We start from the raw sequence: 22,227 nt of genomic DNA, 5'->3' as shown, positions 1-22,227 counted from the left end.
ATTGCCAATACCTATAAAGAAACGAACCTCCCTTAATTCGTTGGAAAGGGAGGTTCTTCTTGCTTTCTTCCTTATTCTGTGGACCCGTACGTATAAAACTCACCCGTCAACGCATCTATTTTTGCATCGAATAGCCTAGGTATCGTATAAACGAGAGAAGCTTTGCCTTCCTCTTGCAAGCTATACTGTAGCTGCAATGGATATTTCTTGAGCAATGCGGCTGCCGCTTCTTCTTGGGAGATTGCCTTCTTCGGATCAGCCATAACTCCATCGACCTTTTCATTGAGATCGATCCCCATGACTTTCCCGTTGCTGCCGTTGATCGAGATATGCGTCAGCCCATCCTCAACAGGAATCTCTTGCTCTTGCCTCACAAAAAAGAAGTCGTATTGATTTGTACTTTCATCATATTCTCCGGGCTGAAGTAGCAGCAACTCGCCTGTACCAGCTGGAGTGATCTCTGCTAATTCATTTATGGCCAATTGCAAAGCCTGCTCTTGCGTCAATTTTTTGGTAGCGGTCTTTGACACACTTGTATCGATGACATGATAGCTCACAATTGACCCTGTCTTCGGTTCGATTAGCATGCTCCCAATCCATCCGTCGTCTGTTCTCCACGAATAATTAGTACGGCCCTCCCATTTCCTTGTTTTCCAGAAATATTGGATAATCACGGGTTTTTCACCAGTTAAATCTTCAAAAAAGACATTCCCTTTTGCAAAATCATAACCCGTACGCTGAGTCAAATACGCTTGTGCTTCTTCACGGGATTGTGCTACGGGCTGGCTGGCACCCTTTGGTTTCACATTCACTTTGCTATGATAAGGCATATTCAAGCTGTCTTTGCCGGACACGGCATCCAACTTACCGGAAAAAGCAGGAACATAGAGGAGCTTGTATGTTTTTCCGTCTTTATCGAGGGAATACCGTAATTTCATATAGGTGGATAGCTGTTTCTCAGCTTTTTCTTTGGATAGGATCTGATCCAATTTCGCGAAGGAGATTTTTTCGATTGGTTTGCCAAGGGATTTTCCTGTGATTTGCCCTTCGTGATCAACTTGTATCTGAACGATGTCGTCTGTGAAAGGAACTCCGTTGACCATACGTACAAACTGAATGGTATTTGTTTGACCATCGAAAACTTTCGCAACCCCATCCCCATCAAACTGGTATCCTGCCATGTCTTCACCGTACAACTTTGTCATAAACGACACGGCTATTTCTTTCGATTTGTCGATCGGGTAAAGCGTTTGGCTCTTTTGGTTATATAGCTCGTGTTTGCCAAACTCAAGCAGGTCACCAGTATTTTTGTCGAGCACTAAGGTAACGAATTCTGCATTGTTTTCTTTTGACTTGTAGTTGTTCACGAGCAGATAAGGAGTGTCTTTCACTACTACTTCTCTAACAGGATAATCTTTCAAATAAGGGATGAGACTAGCTGCTTTCTTTACCCCTTTTTCTACCAGATTATTTATTTCAGGAGTCATTTGCTCTACTTTTATTTTTTCCAGCGTATTCTCCCTTGCCAGTGCACCACTAGAAGATGACATCGCAATACTTGCAGCCATCAGGAGGAACACAGCGTGCGTAACTTTTTTCATCATTTCTCTTCCTCTCGTCTGTCCATATTTGTTTTCTCGCACTCATTATTCGAACCTGAATCTGTTTTGTTTCATTTTCCTAAAAAAAAGTAACATATACATACATTCCTCAGAATGCTCCCCCTTTGCTTTTCATAAGTCTCTAACAGCCTTATGGCTTGGCTTTTTTTGTGTGTATGTTAAAATTTACAAAAAAAAGGAATGGGGCGTTAGTATGAGTGAGCAGCCCTTTTGGTTTAAAGCGACCGTGACGGTTGTTGTTGTCATTGGGATTCTAGCACTACTGACAGGTGTCGCTTTCATTCAGCTATTAGCAATGGTAGGCTTAGTCGCTATCTGTGCCTCGAAAGGCGTATTGGAATGGAAAAAGAACAGAGACTGGGCTGTCATTATTTTTGGACTGGTTGCCTTACAAATCGTTATTTTTATCAAGTCATTGTATGACTTTTTCACATGAGTCACTTTTTTTCAGTATAGGTGGAAAATATTTCTTGATTACTATTATGAACATTAATATAATAATAGTGAATTTGGAATTTTAAGGAGGGGCTTCTATGAATACGGCAATTGCGATTCTTACTTTTATTGGAGATCTTATTCCATTAGTCCTCCAACTGTTAAAAGCCTTTGCTTAATTTCCAAACGAACAATTAGGGGCTGTTCCTCCGTCATTTTCATGACTGGAGGGACAGCCCCTTCCCTATTTATTGGGTATCTGTATTTCCTTCTGTTTCTTCCGTCATCTGCTCATCTACATAACCCTCGACTCCTTCAACTGCCGCTTGCTGTTGAACTTGCCAGAGAGCCGCTACATTTGGTGGCTCCCACCCTACGAGAGAAGTGTGTGGTTGCAGACATTTGTATACCTTGCCTTGATAGCTGACCAAGTCACCAGCTACGTAGTTTACATTTGGCGCCCATGCAGGAGTTCCCGGATTCGCAGAATCTGTCACACCTACGACCTCAATGCTCTTCTGTGAAGAATTACCTGCTGCATCCTTCGCTACCACAGAGAAGGTATAAGAGGTGTTTGGCGTGAGTCCTGTGACAGTTGCCGTCGTAGTCGTTACATCCGCAGCTAATGCTGTCCCGTTGTAAACCTCGTAATTCGTCACCGCGATATTGTCTGTAGATGCAGCCCAGCTCAAGCTGATACTCGTGCTTGTTTTCCCTGTAATGACTAGATTGGTAGGTGTGCTTGGCGGTTGATTGTCTGGTTGAGTCGTATCCGTAGTAACCGTTACCTCATTGCTTGCTGCTGAGGAATTACCTGCTGCATCTTTCGCCTTCACTGTGAATTGGTACGTAGTGCCGGGTGTAAGCCCGCTAATCGTCGTATTTGTACCGGTTACCGTTTTCGCAAGCTGATTGCCATTGTATACCTCATAGCCCATAACCCCTACATTGTCGGTTGCAGCTCCCCAAGTCAGGCTCACACTTGTCGCTGTTATTGCCGTCGATTGGAGAGTAGCTGGTGCTGTCGGCGGTACGTTGTCGACCGGAGCTGTCCCGCCCAGAAGATCGCCATTCACTTTGTCTAGCAGAACCTTGTTACGGTCCCCGCTAAATTCCCAGAACATTGCGCCTGCCAATCCTTTGGATGTAATATAAGAGGTTTTGTGACCGATTGAAGTCACGTCGTCATAGCTGATATATGTTTTCGAAGCGGGGTTGAAGAGGTAAGGCACTTTTGCAGCGTCATTCCAGTGGCGTGTGAAGCCATTTTTGTTCACATAATTATTTTGGATATCCGTGAAGTCAAGCATACCAGCTTCCCACGTTCCTGTTGAAGGCCCTGTGCAATTTTGATATTCCCCATTGTTAGCCGTTCCGCAACCCGACCAGCCCCTTCCGTAAAACGGAAGTCCGAGAACGAGCTTGCTGGCAGGAACACCGTCACGAAGATGGCCCTCTACAGCTGTTTGGACATTAAAGGTTTGAGCATTTGGCAAACCTGCTGCTCCTGCTGCCGGATCATAGGCCAACGGAGCGTTATGCCCTGTCTGCTTTTGGAAGGCTCCATAGAAGTCGTAGGTCATAATATTGATCCAATCCACAACCCGGGCAATATTTCCAAGCTCTGTATTTGCTGCATAACTAGGGCTGGCACCAGAGGCGATCGTCAAATAGTACTGTTTGCCATCCGTTACCTCAGCCGCATCGAGTTTGTCTCTGACAGCCTGTAGTAAGAGTGTGTAATTTTGCTTATCTTCTGGACGTTTGCTGTTTCCAGGCAAGCCTCCTTCAACTGGGTACTCCCAATCGAGATCGACCCCATCCATTTGATATTTCCGAATAAAATCTACCGAGGACTGAGCAAATACTTGGCGTGCAGCCGGATCTGCTGCTACATCAGAGAAGCGATTGGACCACGTCCAGCCCCCGATTGATATCAATGTCTTTAATTGAGGGTTTTTTTGCTTTAATTTTGCCAATTGATTCAGATTTCCGCGGATCGGCTGATCCCACGTATCTCCGGGAAAGGATTTTTGCACATCAATCCATGGATCTCCGAGGACAACTGTACCATTCGGGGCATTAATATTGCCTACTTCATCCTGGCAAGCCCAAGTCTGTGGATTGGGCCCCGTTGGATCTGGGTTGCCGTGTCTGCCATTCCAGCAAATATCCGCAAATGCGTAGTTAATATGCGTTACTTTATTGGGATCGATATCCGTTACATTGTAGTTTCGTCCATAAGCTCCCCATGAGGGATAGTAGCCAATAATTTTGTAATTGGATACCGCTGTCGCCTCCGCTTGATTTTCCTCTGCTTGCGCCACCTGTGCCGCCATGGGCAACACGGAGGTGACCAGCAGAGCACTTGCCATTAGCACATTCCTAACACATTTCCCGAATTTCATAGTATCCCTCTCGATCTTCATGGATTTTGTTACAAATCCATCTTATTACGACTTATATCACGATATGCTAATACATTTACATAAATGGTAATAAAAGGGTGACCAAACACAAACGAACATAAAAAACCCTCCCTTCCGACCAAAGGAAGAAAAGGGGGGCTGATTAGACTGGATGCTTTTCTAATGAGTAAAAACATTGCTCTACACATCATAGATGTTCGTGCCCTTGTATCAAGCAAGGACACTTATACTTTTTTCTCTTATGTTAAGCAACTGGCAGCTGCTCAGCGTTTCTGCGTCTCTTTCCTCCCTAACCATCTAAAAAATAATTCCTTTTTACAGTTACGTTTTTCCATATTTCTCGTATTCCATAAAGAAACTATCTTTAAAGGAAATGGGAGGAAATATGAAAATCAGAAACATTGCTATTTTGAGTCTATTAACTTTAGCAGTTACTTTAACACCAACAGCTTTCGCGGCGGAGGCAAGTAATTCGAGTCAGCCTAGTAAAATGAACGAGACAAGCTTTTTGTTAGAAGCCCCCATCCATGATACTTATGTCATTTCCTCTGATTTTGGCTTGCAAATTGATCCTGAAACCAAGGAATCAAAAGGTCATAACGGATTAGACTATGCAACCGCTAAAGGTACAGCTATCTTTGCAGCAAATGATGGTATCGTTCTTTTCGCTGGTAGCAATCAAGGCTATGGAGAAACTATCATCATCAAGCACAATTCCGAATTCAGTACTCTCTATGGTCACATTCTCTTTGGTTCATTTCTTGTGAAGCCCGGAGATACCGTAAAGAAAGGTCAAAAAATAGCAGAAGTAGGCTCGTCCGAAACAGGAGATATGCTGCATTTTTCTGTTATGAAACAAAGAACTCTAGTTAATCCTACTGATTATTTACCACAAAATAACCAATGAGGATTCCAGTCACCTTCCGTAAGGATTGGTGGCTTTTTTAATTTCCACACAATATCGATCATGTTAAGACTAGCATTCCTATCCGGGATCACTATCCACATATAGGAGATGATTTACACCGTTGCTAATATCTAAAGTTTTCTTAGCGTTGCTCCTTTTCTTGTGGGTCGGTGCATTTAAGTATTCACACTTTTGTAACAAATCCCTCCATACATCCAGAGGAAAACAATTGATAGCAAAGAAATTCATATTGAATTGGAAAAAAATTACAATTAAGGAGTTGTTTTTATGAAGCGAGCTTTGTCTTGCCTATCTGCTACATTACTTTTAGCTAGTATGTTGGCTACACCATCGTATGCTGAATCAAATAAGACGACTGCCACCTCTCCATCTTCAAAGTCAAATCAGTCAATTCAAGCAAAAGCAATAGATCCACATCTATTGAATGGGTTTCGGGTGAAAGAAACTAACAGTGCAACTGTATATTTGGTCATGGATGGTAAAAAAAGAGGCATTGTTAGTGCCGAAGTTTACTTTAAATTGTTTAATAGTTGGGATGGTATTAGGGAATACTCGTCTCTTAGCAGTATTCCCGATGGGCAAGTCATTGGTGAAAATGCTCAACTGATAAAGTTCCAAAACAGTGCAACTGTCTATCTCTTAGATGAAGAAAATGGAAGAGTTGTTAAGCGCGGCATCACAAGCGCATCTGTTTTTAACAAATACAATTTTGATTGGAGTAAAATTATTGTACTTGCGGACTCTCTAAAGAATGCATTTCCCGACGGTTCCCTACTTGACAAATAAATTTACATTTTAGCAAAGTGTGAAAATAGACACACCTCTTACATGGGTTAAGAGGTGTGTTGACGTTTTTACGTATCTCAACGGCAATTTTGTCATGATCTCATCGATTGACCTTTTTGTTAATCTCTTATATTCCATGTAAGATAATCAAAGGATTACTAAAAACGCAAATAATTTGGAGGGTACGAGTTGAAGGTCAAACGAATCGTCGCCAATATAGACACCCAGGATATCGCCGCAGCTACATGCTTTTATCAGGACGTGCTCGGACTAAATTTATTGATGGATCATGGTTGGATTGCAACTTACGGAACTGCCGAAGAAATGAACGTTCAAATTAGGTCGAATTGAGCATTGTCATAAGTCTTGTATCCTACGGCAATAATGTTCATTAAAAGGTTTTGGGAGAAAATAAAGCAATGCTAATAAACATTTTGCTTGGCTTCGTATTTCCTTGGATTTTTGGAATTTGGTTGTATTTACAATCACCTAAAATTGTTCTCACGATTGGTCCATTTGCATCAGTCTTGTCGTACATCGTGAATGTCTGGGGGATTTATAACCATTACTGGATATTGACACCTGTTTTAGAGGTCAAGACCGCTTCTGTGCTGCCAATGAACCTCGGCATATTCCCCGTGATTGCCTGCTTTACTTACTATCTCATTCTCCGAACCAGAATCCATCCATATTTCTGGATCCTATTTTTTTCTGTTGCCCAAACTATTTTAGAATCCATCGCCTATTATTTTGGCAAAGTACAATATTTTAATGGTTGGAATATTGGAGGAACCTTTTTATCCTATTTGATCCCCGCCATAATCACATACATGTACTTCGTTCTTTTGAAAGCCAAAGGAGTATTGGAAAAGCATGATCCCGATTTTAAATAATACGAACCAGCGTTCCTATCGATCCAAAGGATCATCTGATAAATTCGTATAATCCCCTTTCAATTTCTAGATACTAAAAACAATGAAAGGAGGTAGTTCAGTTTGATTCAAACAAATGACGATCCCAAACCTAAATCTGATTGTCCACCAGATTGTAACTTACCCGATCCACAATTCCCGCCACCGGGGGCATTCCCTCATCCACCTGCCCCTTGGCCACCACACAGTCTGGATCCACACCCACCAACTCCTGTACCACTCCCTCCACTCCATCCTGATCCCCCACCGATACCACCCGTTAGCACTCATCCCCGACCGCCAGGGACTTTTTGATTACTCGATCCTTTTAGGATCGAGTAAAACCATTCAACACCCGCCATAAAATCATGTGTCGTGTCACGTTCTTCACTTAGCTGTTATCCCATTGGTGAATTCCCCCAAAAACGCATCATGCACCCATGATTTCATTGGTCGTAACTTCCAGATATCTACTGCAGCGCCATCTATTTCTGGCCGGAGAACAAAGCAGGTGTTTGCCAACTCACTAGTGTCAACTTTACGCACATCGTATTTTACTACTAGCCCTTTATTTCCCATCCGCTTTTGAGTCTAGTTCAAATACCAATTTTGAAAAATTGTAGTGATGCCCTTGTCCCCTTCGTGACCACCTGCATATTTTGGTACAAGGAGGTGATATCTCTCATGGCAACACAGCCGATTACAATCGGGGCAAATAGCATTGCACAGATTGGAGACCGATTTTTCCTAATTGTTGAAGTAGAAGCAAAGGCGCCTGGAGTTGAAATTGACCCTGTTTTTGCAGTTCGTACGACGCCCCAACAAGCGAGGGCGCTCATTAGAGCAGGTGTAATGCGTACTATAATTCAGAACACACGACCGCGAGCTTGCCCAGGATTGAAAGTTGAATTTAAAGGTGTACTGTTCGCTAATGGTCGGTTTTTCTCAGTTTTTGACGTGGAAAACTCCACCGATATTTCAGTACTTGTAAGAATCAGCCGTCAACGAGCGCAAAGGCTTATCCGCAATGGAGCACGGAGAATTAAGGTAATTAGAAGACCTTTCTAACAATTTCACCTAAGCGACTGTTAACCTGCACAAGATGAAACCTATCTTGCTGCAGGCTTTTTTTATGGAGTTGAATTGAATGAAACCATATCGTTTGTTACATTACTCTTGAGGTGATATCGTTGGCCGAAGCAACCTTCTTTCAAACTATAAAAAGAAAAGCCAAAAGCTTAAAATTAGAAGCATATGTATTATATTTTGCATATAAGGACTCCAGAGTTTCTTGGTATGCAAAACTATTTGCAATTCTCGTTGTAGCATATGCCTTTAGTCCGATAGATTTAATCCCTGACTTCATCCCAATTTTGGGGTACTTGGATGACATCATTTTAGTTCCACTAGGGATATGGCTAGCATTAAAGCTTATACCTAAACCAGTGATTAGTGATTGTCGAGAAAAAGCTCAACAGCTTCTCACTAAAGGTAAACCGAAAAATTGGATTATTGGCGTACTTTTCATTCTCATTTGGATTCTCCTTGGAATTGGGGTATGTTGGTACCTCTACAAATTGCTTTTTTCATGATTGACGGCTTTCACTTTCCTCCCTACACATTGTGATTAAATGCTTGAGCAAAAAAAACTCTCCCTTCCGACCAAGGGAAGAAAAGGGAGCTGGGTGGACTGGGTTCAAGTCACTCCTTAGGGTTCATCGTACCAATTGAAAGCAAAGTTATTTCGTAACGAAAAACATTGTAATAAATTGTAAATATTGGTAATGTTTAATAGAAAATGCGGACAGGAGATGATAGAATTGAAACGGTTTGGTAAAGCTGCTTTGGTGACAGTACTTTCTGTATCCTTTTTTCTGCCCTCAGATACACTAGCCGCCAATTCCCAACAGTCATCGAATACAGTAGCTCCAGCTACGTTATTACTTGATAGTACCTTTGCAGAACTAAGTAACAGGAGCTTTGCAGATCTTCAAGGGATTTACATTACTACACCCACTAAAATTACTCTAAATGTGACTCAGCGAGGTAATGGTGCTGCTACTGGTACTCCTGTGGTCTCTTATAAAATAATGAAACCACATTATGACGGTACTGCTACATCCTATGGTAGTGAACGATTTGAAGGAACAGGTGCATTCAGCTTTACCAGCACCCAGGTATTACCACCAGGTGAATACTATATTAGAGTAAACAACAGTGGCGTTGGCAAAGTCAGCGGATCAGTTAAAGTCACCACTCCATAAACCATCCCGCTAATTGATAGAGGCTTCCTACTGGAGGCCTCTTTTTATTTTATTGTTTATTTCACCCTTTTACTCTTACGTTAAATTGCTCCGGGAAACTGGTTCCATTCCTTACCATCCTGGAAGAGTCCAGTCCGTTTTTTCCAATACAATAACCGAATGCAGAGAAGCAAGGAGCCCCAAAATACAGAGGAGATCAACATTAAGTAGGCTCAAACTGTCCGTGACGAGAATCTAATTACCGCGAATGGAAGCGGAGCATTGGAGCCTTCCATACACGTCTCGGAGAAATTGGGCGCTTTTCTATTCTTTTAATGCTCTCATCTGGCCAAATCGCACAACTGCCTCCATGTGGCACCTCGAGATATTGTCAATCTTAACTCTATTCGACAATTTCCCCTAAAGTTGCGAGGATTGTTTTTGCGATAAAATGGTATATATTGGTATTTCGTGAAAAGGATGATAGTCGCTTCTTTTTTTTGCAAGACCTGCTGCAACAATTGACCTCTGGTTTCCAGTGCTCCTAACGGAACGCAAATTGAGGTACTGCAAGCCTCGCCTGTTCCTGAAGGATGGATCATTATCAGTTCAGGTGGAAATTCGAAAGTGATCAGGAAAATTGGCTAAAACAAAGAGCACATGGCAATGCATCTAGTCCGCGAGCTGACGTCGAAATGCAATCGGCATCAGCTCACGGGTTTGTAACAACATGTTCGGAATATTAGATGAAGAACCGCCTGGTACATATATCATCTGCAAGATTAGTTTCTAGGAGGGCGATTTATCAAATGAAGCTAGTGATAAATCGTTGAATATAAAAAAACCCTCCCTTCCAACCAAGGGAAGAAAAGGGAGGCTGGGTGGACTGGGTTCAAATCTCTAGTTCACCAAGTCGAACGAGTTCGACTACTGCCTGAGATCGACCTTTGACACCTAATTTTTGCATGACATTACTAATGTGATTGCGCACAGTCTTTTCGCTGATGAAGAGTTGTCCGGCAATCTCTTTGGTTGTCTTATCTTGGACCAAGAGTTCAAACACTTCTCTTTCGCGATTCGTTAACAACGGCTTGGTTTGGTCGCTACCCTTCAATCGTGCCACCCCTCCTTGTGGGCTCTACAGGAACAAGGTTGAGGGATTACAGAGTCACCTTATCCTATGATGGGGGGTGGGTGATGGTGCCGGAATTTCAAGGATTTTAGGCTTTTGCCTTACATCCTATTCAGAAAATGGGCAATGGGTTCCGAACACCGCTGAGAAACCTCTTCGACATCCGCCGTGAATTTTTCCGTTCGAGACGACGATGGTCGCCAGTTGTCCCCCGTTCAGATCGCGACGAGTTCGCCTCGCCTGATGAGATTGCCATCGGAACCCAAGGCCAACACCGCCCCCGACACTCCAGTCTATTCAGCCGACACATATACTGCTCCCTACAATTCGGCTTCCATTCCACTATTTTTAACCGGATCAACCAAAAGTGCCCTTGATTCGTAAAAACCAAGGGCACCACACCTTAAATAAAAGGAGTACGACTATACGTTTGTTCGAACTTATCACGCAACCCTTTTGCCAACAAGCTAAACGATCCAATGGCGATCATAAATGCCCCCAGCGGTACGAGAAAAATCCACGTATAGTTACTGTAAATAAAGCCTCGATAAGACCCGAGCAACCCGGCCCATTCGTGTGTAATAGAATGATACAAAATCGGGTCAAAGGTCATTTTGGTTCCACCAACAAACAGGTCAAATATGCCGAGAAGCCCCATCAAAGTCATGACAGCGATCATTTCTGTCACCAAGATAATAATGAGCTGTTCCTTCAAATGTGGCAAGATGTGGCGAAAGACGATTTGATTCCGTCCAGCTCCCAGTGAAATGGCAGCCAAGACGTATTGGGATTCCTTAATTTGTTCGGCCTTTTGACGCACAGAAGAGGCTACAGAAGGAGTTCCAAGGACAGAGACAAGCCCTATGAATAGCAGAACCAGCGTGAAAGTCGGCAGCTCGGAGTTCACATTGATCCCTTTCAAAAGAAAATACACGGGGATAAACACAGGCATATAGCTCCATGCATTTTCAATCGCCATCCACCAATGCTGCTCTTTATCTTGAATACTGATATAGAGTCCAATCCATGTACCAAGTAACACGCGAATGAATGCGATCGCAAGGGTAATAAAAACAGTGTATGGCGCTCCATGGAGCAAGAGGGTTAGTAAATCATACCCCCATTTGTCCGTGCCGAGCAGATGTTCCTCTGACGGTGGTAAGGGTGGAGAGACCATGACTTGTTTCCCGTTCACAATCTCCTGACGCATCTTCGCCTGATATTCCAGATCATAGGGAGCCAAGTAAGGACCCACCACAGCGATCACCATCAGAGCGAGCACGAAAATACTGCCTAGCCATAAAGAAAAATGGAATCGTCTTTTCATTCAAAAACCTCACTTATCTCTCATGCTGAAAATTGACCAGCTGCTTAAATAAATGGGGTACGACTATACGTCTGTTCGAATTTATCACGCAATCCTTTGGCCAGTAGACTAAAGGAACCAATTGCAACCAGATAAGCAGCAAGTGGGATCAGGAAAATCCACGTGTAATTCGTGTAGACAAAGTTTCGGTAAGTCCCGAGCAGTCCTGCCCATTCATGTGTGGTCGAGTGATACTCAACTGGGTCATAGTACATAATCGTGCCGCCTACAAAAAGACCAAATATTCCGAGAAGCCCCATCAACGTCATGGTGGCGATCATCTCTGTTACCAGGACAATGACCAGATGCTCCTTCAAATGCGGTAGGATGTGTCGAAAGATGATCTGATCCCGCCCGGCCCCCAGCGAAGTCGCAGCTAAAACGTACTGCGATTCCTTGATTTGCTCCGTTTTTTGACGGATGGACGCAGCTACCGAAGGCGTCCCTAGCACAGCCACAACCACTATGAAAAACAATACGAGCGTAAACGTTGGCAATTCGGGATTGATATTGATTCCTTTCAATAAAAAATAGACAGGAATAAATATAGGCATGTATCCCCAGGCGTTCTCAATCGCAATCCACCAGCGCTGCTGCTTGTCCAATATTCCAATATACAGTCCGATCCATGCCCCCATCAATAATCGCAATAACGCAATCATGAGCGTAATAAAAATGGTGTACGGTGCCCCGTGGAGCAGTTTTGTTAGTAAATCATAGCCCCATTTATCCGTACCCAACAGATGCTCGCTTGAGGGTGCCAAAGGAGGTGAAATAATCACTTGCTTCCCGTTCACCATCTCATTGCGCACTTTCACCTGGTAATCGACGTCATAAGGGGCCAAATAGGGTCCGGTTACACCGATAACCATGAGAATGACTACCAAGATACTGCCTAGCCATAAAGCCCAATTGAACCGTTTCCTCATACCATACCCTCACTCATTCCAAAAGAAGTCTGGGTTATTTATACACAACCGCGCGTTCAATCACATACAGAATGAGACGAATCAATACATAGACCAAAATGGATAGCAAAATAATACCTAACAGTCCCATGACGGCAGCATTGAACTCGTAACCGCCATCTTTGCTGAAAATAAAGCGGGTCAATCCTACGACGTTTAATAAGTACTCGACAATAAACAAGTTGGCTACCGAAATCGCAATTGTCTTCTTTAAATCAGCAATGAGAAACGGTTTGATATTTTTATAGACGTGGTGAATGAGAACATGCCAGATCCCCATCCCCTTGGCAAGTGCTGTTTTAATGTAGTCTTCGCCGCCGATTTGTGCATACTTCAGGCTGACTACCTTCATAAGGAATATCGTCGGTCCAATTGACAGTAGCGTAATCGGAAACCAGGTACTCTCCGAGTCACTTACAGGTGACAGGGTGATAATTCGAATGTTTGTCATCTTGTAGAATCCGACCGCACCCACAATCGAGACAACAATCAGGATAAAATCAGGAATCGTGGCAAGCAGATTCAGAACCTTTTGAAATTGACGCACAATCTGAAAGCGCTGCAATAACAATCCAAAAATAATACTAGCTAGGACTGCGACACTAACACTTGCGAATAGTAGTTCAAAGGAGCTAATGGCAAATGGCAGGATATCCTCCGCGATGCTCCTTTCCGTTTGCCCCGAATAATAGGTTCCGAGAGAGCCTTCTGCAATCTGCTGAATCAGATACACCGTATGAACTACGATATTTCCCGGTTCGAACACAATTTCTTCCTTTTGCGTATATAGCATGAACGGCCCACCGCAAACGACGATCACTAGGAAAAACATCCCAATTAATTGTTTTACATAGGTCAAGCTCTCATACCTCCTTACTATTTCCAACAATACACTATCTATTAAAAATCATCCAGACAATAGAAAATATTTTATTTTTTAATTCTATTCAAACAGAAATAAAAAAGTGGTTGAGCAGGATAGCCTGTCAACCACTTCTCCATTCATGGGAACAGTTGATTCGAAAAAGATGATAGCTGATCGATTACTTCGTAGAAGAAGTAGCTACACGCAGCTGCTCATTTTTCATGAGAAGATTTTGAATCGAAGCAGTAAAAGGTTTTCTTACTCCATCTTTCAAACGTGGTACCATTGGAATCATCTGATAGACCTCCCTTCTGACAATATCTTCTTAAGAATAGCATTTTTCCTTATTTAACGTCAATTGCGTCCATTCCCAGATAGGAAGCGAGCTGATTGATTTCGGACATGTAGATGTTTTCTTGTCCGTAGTAGCCCTCCTGCTCCCCTGCAACCTGTGCAAATTTCGAATAGAGCCGGTTCAGATAGGCATGTTCAGCATCAGCGCAAAAGGTCACCTGTTTCACTTGTGCGTTTTCTGTTTGAACCTGTCTGATAAGATAGCGAAAGCCTTTCAGAAATACCCTGCTTTTTCGATATTTTTCTTCGACGATGACGGAATGGATATAGCAAATTTCGCCCTCTGGGTCTGGTTGCCTTTCTGCTGTCATGTATTGATAATGGCCCCATCCGACCAATTTACCTCGCTCGCCTTCTATCAGGATCAAATGAGAATCCGGGAGAAACGTCAAAATATGAGCAAGCGTATCACTGAGGGAAAACATTCGACTAAATTCCAATCGATTGCGCATAAAGAATAACGTAAATTGAGCAAAATCATGGTCACTGGTACATTTTCTAAATTGGACATGCATTCTTTGCACACTGCCTCTCTTTTTTCTGTTGGTTAACGTATCGGGTGTTGGACGTTCTTGCCAACCGTCGAGTGTTGGGACGTGAAGTACTGGTATACCTTTAAAGGTAAGGTCATAACAACACAAGAGGTGAGAGCTGTCACGGTTGTTGTCTGTAAAGCACCTACTAAGCCTGTTTCTCCAAAGTGATCCCCGTCCTCCAAGATCGCAAGGTGAATCTGCTCCTCAGATTCAGCAGATGCTTGGGATACGTCTACCTTTCCTCGTGCGAGGAGGTGAAACTTCTCTGCTGCTTCTCCTTCCCGAATGATCGTCTGTCCAGCCGTAAACGTCTCGGTATGGAAGAGATGTAAAATATCAGGCATGTCAGCACCTAAAACATCCGCATTACCTTCTGTCGCAGTCAAAACACTTTGCTTGTCCCATAGCCTTCTGTAATAGCCCCGCTTTTGCAACAGTTGAACATGTGTCCCTTGCTCCACTAGTTCCCCCTGCTCCAACACAAATATTTGATCCATGTCCGTTATCGTCGACAAACGATGTGTCACCGTAATGACAGTCCGATCTCTGGAAAGCTTTGTAAAAGTCTTGTTAATAGAAGCCTCTGAAATGGGATCGAGAGCAGAAGTGGCTTCATCCAGAATGAGTAGAGAAGGATTGCGCACAATCGCTCGAGCAATGGCAAGTCGCTGCCTTTGTCCCCCTGAGAGGTTGCTTCCCCCATCCAAAACTAGTGTTTCGTACTGGTCAGGTAGAGACATGATAAAGTCATGGATCTCCGCTTGCTGTGCAGCTATCCTCAATTCCTCGCTGGTCGCATCGAGTTTGCCGAGCCGGATGTTTTCGGCTATTGTTCCGTGAAAAAGAAAGTGATCCTGAAAAACGACCCCTACATGCTTGCGGATGGCTCCCCGATTACATTCATCTAGTTTTGTGCCGTTTATCTCGATATGACCAGAACTAGGTTGATAAAAGCCTAGTAGCAGCTGAACGATCGTGCTTTTTCCAGACCCGCTGGAGCCAACAATTGCCACTTTTTTCCGAGCCGGAATCTGCATGCTGACCTGCTTGATGGACAACTGATTTTCCTGATAGCCAAACGTAACATTTTTGACGGACACTTCAGTCGTACGTAAATCCAATTGTTCCGCAGAATGGTCGACTTTTTCACTAGGTTCATTCAGCACCTTCTGGATACGCTCCATACTGACTTGTGCATCTGTCATCAGCGGGAGCGTAAAGGTCAGATTAAACACTGCATTCCCCATCGACGTATACATGGTAAAAAAGGCGACAAGCGAACCGACAGAGATTCGCCCGGTGAGTGCCAAATAGGAACCGAAGCCGATAATCGTAAAGTTGATGAGTAGTAAGCATAGCGCAGGGATTCGTTCCAGCTTCGCTGCCATCAAATTTTTGCGGTAGTTGCTGACCAACAAAAATTTGAGTCTTTCATTGAATTTATCGATCATGACAGCTTGCAGATTGAAGCCCTTGATAACCATTTGCGCTCTCGTGTTTTCCTGGACATCATTCGTCATAGCCGCGAGTTGTTCTTTGTATGCGGCATTGACTGCGTGGGCACGTCGGCCAAGCAAATAAGGGCCTGAGAAGATCAAGATTGCCCCCACCAAAATACACAGCGCCATCACCCATTCCAAGTAAAACAACACCATCGTACTAATCGTCACGACCGCCAATGACTGAATACCGGTCGTGAAGAGAATCGCTAACGATCTGTCAATGACAGGCAAATCCACTGAAAAGTGAGAGACCAGTTCGCCCGAACGCGTTTTGTGGAAATAGCTGACCGGCAAATGCTGCATATGTGCAAACAGTTTTTGCCGCAAATCATTTTGCACACGTGCATTTAGTTTTGCCAGCACATAATCACTGACTATTCCAGCGCTGACACAGATAAACCCACTAATCGCCAATACTAACAGGATGACTGTGAAAACGTGCATATCTTTGGGAACAATCGCTTTATCAATGATCATCTGGAAACTGAGAGGTGCCAAGGATAAAAAAAGCAGATCGAGAGCAAGCGTGAGGAAAAAAAGGGAACTCAGGAGCTTATAGGGGCGTATGTAGCTAAACAGGTTTTTGATGACGAACAGCATCGTGACGTCTCCTTCTTGGATTAGAAAAATGGTTCATGTTGAAACCGTGCTGCATAGGATTGCCAAGCCAAAAAAGATGCGCGATATTCATCCAATGGACCGTTTGTCGTTTCCACAGAAGCTACCCGTTCTGCAATCTTGGTAAACAATTTGCGTAAAGAGTCGTCCGAGGAAGCCCAGAATCGAAACTCCTTCACGTCCTCCTCCATATAGGCAATATACTCGGTTACATACTGAAGGGCGTGCAAAAAAAGGCGACTGCTGCGATACTGTTCCAAAAAATAGACCACCTGAATTTGAACGATATGCTTGTCTTCGTACTGATTTTCACCTGTCCCGTAAATATATGAAAAGGCACCGATCACTTCATCGTCATCGTTGAAGCAAAGAAATGCTTTCCCCTCCAGTAAAACAGGACTCGCCAGAAAACTGAGCGCCACAGGATAGGAATATGGCATGCGAAGCTGGTCGTAATTTTCCAATAAAAAGGCCATGTATTTCTCGTAATACATCTCAGCTGAGCAAATCGAGAAGTAATGATCCATCTCTTTTTATCCCTCCTTTGAATGATAAAGCGTGGGTACGTATCCTTCACAAAAAAGACGGCCATTAGCCGCCCTATCTTATCACAATTATTTGAATATCCAGTCTGCCCATGTCATGAAGATCGAGCGGTGCAGTCAATGCTGTCCCTGCCATGTCTTTCAAGTCATGCTGGTGTAGAAATAAGGGCGGGGTAATGTCTACAATAACACCTCGATTGGATAAAAGCGTGCTCGCATTCCCGGAAATCATGTTCCCTAACTCGGAAATGGCACTTTTACCGAGCTCATCCATCTCTTGCACGGGATAGCCGCCCATCATGGCCGAGACAATGCGCAAAGCCAATTCCTCTTGCAGACCGAAAAAGACCTCACCTTGTAATTGGCCTGTCATTCCGATTCGAATCCATGTATGGCCTTCTACATGGCTCCATTCTCTTTCAGCTAACTCTCCACGCGAAATGTCGACATTGCATACTTGTTGAATCACGGACGAAGCTGATTCAAGAAATGGATCAAGGTACTGGACTATCATCTGCATTCTCTTCCTTTCCCGGGCAATTCACTCTTAGAGGTTGTACTCGTATAGGACTATCATAATGTCGCTTTTTGGCAGATGCAATAGGATTACGAAAACTTCATAGGCATAAGGTCACGAAAACAAGGTATACCGGGAAAATAATCCTCTACTTTTGTCTCATGACGAATGGTATAGATGGTCGTGCACGTTCGCAAGTCTAATATTTCTACACCGACCTCATGCTTACTCAATTGCCACATCGGTAGCTCGACTTGATCAAAGGCAAAAACAGTATCCCCAAATTCCAAGCATTCCTGTATACAGCGGACATCATCGTAATGCTCATCGGCCTCAAGCAAATGAACAGGCTCCAAACCGAATTGTTCGATCAGATGAATGCGATCCAACAATTGCTCTGCCCCACGCTTCCTTCTGGCTGTCCTTCTCGGTGAGAGCACTGGGTACTCTCTCGTAACATATTCCCAATTGATCCCGTGGTAAAACATCAAATAGTATCCTCCAAAAAAAAAATTTGGCCCGGCAATAGCCGTTTATCTGCTACTGACGAGCCAGCTAGCCTATTTTTTCTTTCCGACGACGTTCATCTCCGCTCGGGCTTCCCTACCCAGCGCATCGGTAGCAACAACCGTCAGTTTTTGCTTGCCTTCCTCTACCTCATGAAGCACCAAGCGAAAAAGCCCATGATCATTCGCGTTGGTCTGAAAGCTCTTTGATCCGTAGTTGATTTGGAGGTTAACAGCACCAGCACCTGTCACTTTCCCTTCGATGGGCAGCGTTTCGCCTTCCTGCCCTTCCAGCTGTTTGTTAGGAAGCTGTATCGTCGGAGCTGGCACTGTTCGCGCCTTGTAGGATATACGCTGCTCCCCATTGCTTATGACAACAGCCCCTGCATTTGCATCCACATACGCATACACCATTAGCATGCTTTGATTGCCTGCGCCGTCTTTTCCTTCGAGTAAAATGCGATTTTCTCCCTGCTTCATACTCAACATTTGCGTTACGTATTTTTGCGCAGGGATTTCCAATTGCTCTTCTTCAAAGTAGGACACGATTTGCCCGTTGATACTTACCTGACCTTTGTAGGTTTGATCTCTGTACATGAAGCGGACTGGAACCAGCATGTTCTTGGTTGCTGGATCGAACTGTACGTCTTCGCTGCCATCGTTTAGCAATTGCAATGTCGGAGGACTCGTATCGACGATGACCCGCTGTGTGAATTGGCGCTTGTTTCCATACATATCCATTGCACTGTACATCACATAATTGAGGCCTTCCGTTAATCGCAGGATGGTTTCAAATGATCCATCCGTCGCCAGCTTTACAGGCGTTTTGTTAATCGACAAGCGCACTCTGTCCATCATATCCTCGCCTGTCACTTTGCCCCTGAAGGCCACATCCGGCTGCTTGGATATTTTCAAATAAGGAAACAAATCATCCGGAAACTCCACAAATGGCGGGGTGCTGTCGCTTTTCCCGTTTATATGTGCCACACTGATATTCCCCGCGTAATCATACGCTACCACACTCATTTTTTTATCCGGCTGATTAATGAGTGTGCTGGACACTTTTGGAGAATAGGGGCCTCCTACTCTTTTGCCGTTTACATAAAGGAAATAGGCCTGGATATCTTTATCACGGCTACTCCACTGAACCCGATTTCCTGACACAGAAGCTGTAATTACAGGAGCTTTTGTATCCACACGGATGGGAAGTGTCATCGATTGCCAATTTGCATTGCGATCGTCTATTTTGGCCTTAATGGAGAATTGGTACTGCCCATCAGGTGCCTGTATATAGGCGCCTTTTTGCGGTGAAAAGATCTTTCCGTCCCAGCTCCACGCTTCCTTTTCCGTATAATAGTATGGGGTCCCCAGCTTGGATTGGTCGAACTTGCTCACCTTTTCATCACGAACAAGAGTGCGAATCGGCTTGCCTGACTGGTCTGTTACTTCGACGATAATATGACGGGCATTCCGCAAAAACGTAATCGAAGGAGCAGCGACATCATAATGCCCATCCCCGTTTGGCGAAAAGGCGATATGATTGGGATCGACTTTCGCACCGCCATCGGCTTTAACACCTGAAACTCCTAGATAATCGCGATAGCGCCACTTGTCATTGCGTTTATCATGATACCAGGTTGTCTTGACACCTGTGCGTTTTTCCTGGCTTTCTGCCTCCCATACGGGCTGATCCATAATCCTTGGTTCATCCCAATCGCCATAGAAGCCATAAAACGGCGTGCGCAACGTAGGCAGCTCCTTATCATCTGGTTGAAAGGAAATAAATCCTTCTGCAAATTGATTGCGTGCGGAGCCTTGCGGAATCGTGAGCGTTACCTTCACTTCCTCTAACTTCCCTGGGGCAACGGTAATCTTCGGTGCTGAAAATTGCAGTTCTGCCCCCTCGAAAAGAGTATCGGTCAGCATGTTGATCCCATTCTTGCGCAAGTCGGTCAAGACGCCAAACTCATTTTGCAGTTGATACGTAATCGGCTTTTTGCCAAACTTGTTATTGATAAACAGAGAAAAGGTCGTTGAATTCCCGATCTCTCCTAACGAGACGCCTGCTTTTCCTTTTGCAGTCACAACGATGGCTGGGGTCTTGATCGCTTTTGCGATTTGCATCACACCTGCCCCTTGAACCCGTGGGCTGTAAGGTACTTTTTTTGCTTTCTCTTTATCCGCTGCTGCAACGCTGATTTGCGGATCGATAATCGGCTCTGCTGTATTCATAGCCGCAGCCTTTAACGTATCGACTAGCGATCTGCCTTGTAGGTTCCGCCCTTGCTTGAGATAGCCTTGCTTCAGCAAAGCCATTCCGCCTGCCACATGTGGCGTCGCCATTGAAGTACCACTTTTCACGGCATATTCAGACTCTCGCGTGAGTGACAAGATGCCCCCACCTGGAGCTGCAATCTCCGGTTTGAACTGCAAATCGGGCGTTGGTCCCCATGATGAAAAAGCAGAGATCGTTCCACCGTCTGGGTAGGGCATTGGATTTTGTCCATATTCACCGTTAAAGGAGACGGTCACTTTCTTGCCTTTTTTAATCGCTTGTGCCATTTGCTCGCCCATGTGCTTCAAAATTGAAACAGCCGGGATTTGTTTGGCATGCTCCGCACTGATAATCAGTGGTCCCATTTCATTGTTGTAGATGACAGCACCAACTGCTCCTGCTTCTTTGGCGAGACGCAGCTTTTCGTCAAATGAAATGTCCCCTCTCTCGAGCAATACCACTTTATCTTTTACGGAAACATTGTAGTCTTCCTTCTTCCCTTTCCCCATATAGACGAGCGGATACGGCTTCATCAGCGTCATGACTGGGTTTATTGCACCCCCGCCTTCCACATAGCCCGATAAATACACGACTTTCTCCATACCGGGTACTCCTTGCACCGTAAAGCTATAGCCAGCCAGTGCTGTAGCGTTGACAGAAGCAACTGAAAACGCATCAGGACTCAAGCCTGGAGAACCGATCATGGCGATATCCGGATTCTGTGCTCGTACCTTATCACTGCCGAAATACGCATCATTGCCGGCGGCTGCCACTACTACGATCCCATTATCGACTGCTCGCTTCACAGCCATTTGCTCTACATTTGTTTCATCCACATAACCCGCTGAGGAACCGAGACTCAAGTTGATGACATCTGCTTTTTTCGTAATGGAATCATTGATTGCAAATAAAATCGATTCACCTAGCCCAGGTACCTCGCTTTGATAGTTGGAAAATACTTTTTGGCTAATGAGCTGTGCTTCGGGAGCAACCCCTTTTACTTTTCCGTTCGCACCAATAATTCCCGCCACATGGATACCATGCTGGGATTCCGATACGTCTTCCGTTGTTTGCGTACGGTCAGCCCAGTTAAAGCCAGGAATCACCTTCTGGGAAGAGCCTGATTTTTGCATGGCTGAACGCTTATCATGTGGGGCAGGCAAATCAGGGTGACGCGGATTGACTCCCGTATCGATCACGGAAACGAGCATCCCTTCCCCTTTTACCCCCGCTTCCTCCCAAGCCTTAGTCGCCTCAATCATTTCCAGCGAATCGACAGGCGCGGATTTTAATTGCTCACCTCGCAGTAGCAGTTCTTGTCGTTGCCATTCATCTGCTTTCGCTTTATATTCCTTGTCCGCCTTGCCTGTATGTAATGGCTGGTGCATATCCGCGAGATCCTGTAAAATCTGCGTACGAATGGTCGCCGTTCCTTCAAACGCTGTTGTGCTCACAGTCGTTGCGGGAAGCAAAGCCAATATCAATCCAATGCTGCATACCTTTTTCTTCATCGTTTGCCCCCTTGCTGGAAGTCATTCCATTATGTTTTCAGTTTTCACTAGGAATCGCTTGGGTATTCCCTTCTTTTCGCGAAGGTTGACAAACGATGTGTTTTCTGCCTATATTTAAGTGCATTAAATATTACATATCAAATATTCTTGCTCACGAAGAAATAGATCAAATAAGGAG

At 44.3% G+C, this 22,227-nt stretch carries 20 protein-coding genes and 1 pseudogene; 8 read left to right on the top strand and 13 right to left on the bottom strand.

Features of this window, described 5'->3' with window-relative positions; genetic code table 11:
• Window positions 1–71: 71 nt before the first annotated feature.
• Window positions 72–1,604 (bottom strand): DUF4901 domain-containing protein, encoded by a 1,533-nt coding sequence (locus FO446_RS08955; protein WP_237900419.1) that lies wholly within the window; start codon window positions 1,602–1,604, stop codon window positions 72–74.
• A 211-nt stretch (window positions 1,605–1,815) separates the two neighbouring features.
• On the opposite strand from FO446_RS08955, the gene FO446_RS08950 reads away from it, so the two are divergent.
• Window positions 1,816–2,058, top strand: a complete 243-nt coding sequence (locus FO446_RS08950) for a hypothetical protein (RefSeq protein ID WP_173608590.1) — start codon at window positions 1,816–1,818, stop codon at window positions 2,056–2,058.
• A 247-nt stretch (window positions 2,059–2,305) separates the two neighbouring features.
• Here FO446_RS08950 and FO446_RS08945 read toward each other — a convergent pair whose 3' ends face one another.
• Window positions 2,306–4,486 (bottom strand): glycosyl hydrolase family 18 protein, encoded by a 2,181-nt coding sequence (locus FO446_RS08945; protein ID WP_237900418.1) that lies wholly within the window; start codon window positions 4,484–4,486, stop codon window positions 2,306–2,308.
• A 385-nt stretch (window positions 4,487–4,871) separates the two neighbouring features.
• Between FO446_RS08945 and FO446_RS08940 the strand changes: the two genes are divergently transcribed.
• The 4 genes and pseudogenes from FO446_RS08940 to FO446_RS08925 all read left to right on the top strand — a co-directional run bounded on the left by FO446_RS08940 (window position 4,872) and on the right by FO446_RS08925 (window position 7,093).
• Window positions 4,872–5,393 carry a M23 family metallopeptidase gene (locus FO446_RS08940; protein WP_173608592.1) on the top strand — a complete coding sequence of 174 codons (522 nt, stop codon included), beginning with the start codon at window positions 4,872–4,874 and terminating at the stop codon, window positions 5,391–5,393.
• A 288-nt stretch (window positions 5,394–5,681) separates the two neighbouring features.
• Window positions 5,682–6,200 (top strand): hypothetical protein, encoded by a 519-nt coding sequence (locus tag FO446_RS08935; protein WP_173608593.1) that lies wholly within the window; start codon window positions 5,682–5,684, stop codon window positions 6,198–6,200.
• Window positions 6,201–6,389: 189 nt separating this feature from the next.
• A pseudogene (locus FO446_RS08930) lies at window positions 6,390–6,539 on the top strand (glyoxalase); the annotation flags it as partial.
• An 80-nt stretch (window positions 6,540–6,619) separates the two neighbouring features.
• Window positions 6,620–7,093: a hypothetical protein gene (locus tag FO446_RS08925; RefSeq protein ID WP_173608595.1), complete on the top strand. Its 474-nt coding sequence runs from the start codon at window positions 6,620–6,622 to the stop codon at window positions 7,091–7,093.
• A 130-nt stretch (window positions 7,094–7,223) separates the two neighbouring features.
• Here FO446_RS08925 and FO446_RS08920 read toward each other — a convergent pair whose 3' ends face one another.
• Complete coding sequence (locus tag FO446_RS08920; RefSeq protein ID WP_229087990.1) at window positions 7,224–7,379, bottom strand: hypothetical protein; 156 nt, start codon at window positions 7,377–7,379, stop codon at window positions 7,224–7,226.
• A gap of 416 nt (window positions 7,380–7,795) precedes the next feature.
• Between FO446_RS08920 and FO446_RS08915 the strand changes: the two genes are divergently transcribed.
• From FO446_RS08915 to FO446_RS08905, 3 genes are all read left to right on the top strand, one after another.
• Window positions 7,796–8,179, top strand: a complete 384-nt coding sequence (locus FO446_RS08915) for a hypothetical protein (protein ID WP_237900415.1) — start codon at window positions 7,796–7,798, stop codon at window positions 8,177–8,179.
• Between the two features lie 122 nt (window positions 8,180–8,301).
• On the top strand, window positions 8,302–8,703 hold the full coding sequence (locus FO446_RS08910) for a YkvA family protein (protein ID WP_173608597.1): 402 nt from the start codon (window positions 8,302–8,304) through the stop codon (window positions 8,701–8,703).
• 228 nt (window positions 8,704–8,931) lie between these two features.
• Window positions 8,932–9,375 (top strand): hypothetical protein, encoded by a 444-nt coding sequence (locus FO446_RS08905; RefSeq protein WP_173608598.1) that lies wholly within the window; start codon window positions 8,932–8,934, stop codon window positions 9,373–9,375.
• An 871-nt stretch (window positions 9,376–10,246) separates the two neighbouring features.
• Here the strand turns inward: FO446_RS08905 and FO446_RS08900 are convergent.
• The 10 genes from FO446_RS08900 to FO446_RS29015 all read right to left on the bottom strand — a co-directional run bounded on the left by FO446_RS08900 (window position 10,247) and on the right by FO446_RS29015 (window position 22,049).
• Window positions 10,247–10,468, bottom strand: a complete 222-nt coding sequence (locus tag FO446_RS08900) for a helix-turn-helix domain-containing protein (RefSeq protein ID WP_003387736.1) — start codon at window positions 10,466–10,468, stop codon at window positions 10,247–10,249.
• Between the two features lie 421 nt (window positions 10,469–10,889).
• Window positions 10,890–11,813: an ABC transporter permease gene (locus FO446_RS08895; protein ID WP_173608599.1), complete on the bottom strand. Its 924-nt coding sequence runs from the start codon at window positions 11,811–11,813 to the stop codon at window positions 10,890–10,892.
• A 44-nt stretch (window positions 11,814–11,857) separates the two neighbouring features.
• On the bottom strand, window positions 11,858–12,781 hold the full coding sequence (locus FO446_RS08890; protein WP_237900413.1) for an ABC transporter permease: 924 nt from the start codon (window positions 12,779–12,781) through the stop codon (window positions 11,858–11,860).
• Window positions 12,782–12,815: 34 nt separating this feature from the next.
• Complete coding sequence (locus FO446_RS08885; RefSeq protein WP_173608601.1) at window positions 12,816–13,679, bottom strand: ABC transporter permease subunit; 864 nt, start codon at window positions 13,677–13,679, stop codon at window positions 12,816–12,818.
• Window positions 13,680–14,029: 350 nt separating this feature from the next.
• Window positions 14,030–14,554 carry a GNAT family N-acetyltransferase gene (locus tag FO446_RS08880; RefSeq protein WP_173609130.1) on the bottom strand — a complete coding sequence of 175 codons (525 nt, stop codon included), beginning with the start codon at window positions 14,552–14,554 and terminating at the stop codon, window positions 14,030–14,032.
• 32 nt (window positions 14,555–14,586) lie between these two features.
• Window positions 14,587–16,677 (bottom strand): ABC transporter transmembrane domain-containing protein, encoded by a 2,091-nt coding sequence (locus FO446_RS08875; RefSeq protein WP_237900411.1) that lies wholly within the window; start codon window positions 16,675–16,677, stop codon window positions 14,587–14,589.
• Between the two features lie 20 nt (window positions 16,678–16,697).
• A complete protein-coding gene (locus tag FO446_RS08870) occupies window positions 16,698–17,222 on the bottom strand; it encodes a hypothetical protein (RefSeq protein WP_173608603.1) in 525 nt (174 codons plus the stop codon).
• Window positions 17,223–17,295: 73 nt separating this feature from the next.
• Complete coding sequence (locus FO446_RS08865) at window positions 17,296–17,754, bottom strand: chemotaxis protein CheX (RefSeq protein WP_056497752.1); 459 nt, start codon at window positions 17,752–17,754, stop codon at window positions 17,296–17,298.
• A gap of 92 nt (window positions 17,755–17,846) precedes the next feature.
• Entirely contained in the window at window positions 17,847–18,245 is a 399-nt protein-coding gene (locus FO446_RS08860; protein WP_221867750.1) for a hypothetical protein, read from the bottom strand.
• Between the two features lie 72 nt (window positions 18,246–18,317).
• Window positions 18,318–22,049: a S8 family serine peptidase gene (locus FO446_RS29015; RefSeq protein ID WP_221867749.1), complete on the bottom strand. Its 3,732-nt coding sequence runs from the start codon at window positions 22,047–22,049 to the stop codon at window positions 18,318–18,320.
• Between the last annotated feature and the right edge of the window lie 178 nt (window positions 22,050–22,227).

Origin of the sequence: Brevibacillus brevis (assembly GCF_022026395.1) — a bacterium.
Lineage (GTDB): Bacteria > Bacillota > Bacilli > Brevibacillales > Brevibacillaceae > Brevibacillus.
Note: the sequence above shows the minus strand (reverse complement) of the source record. Positions and strands in the feature narration are given on the sequence as shown.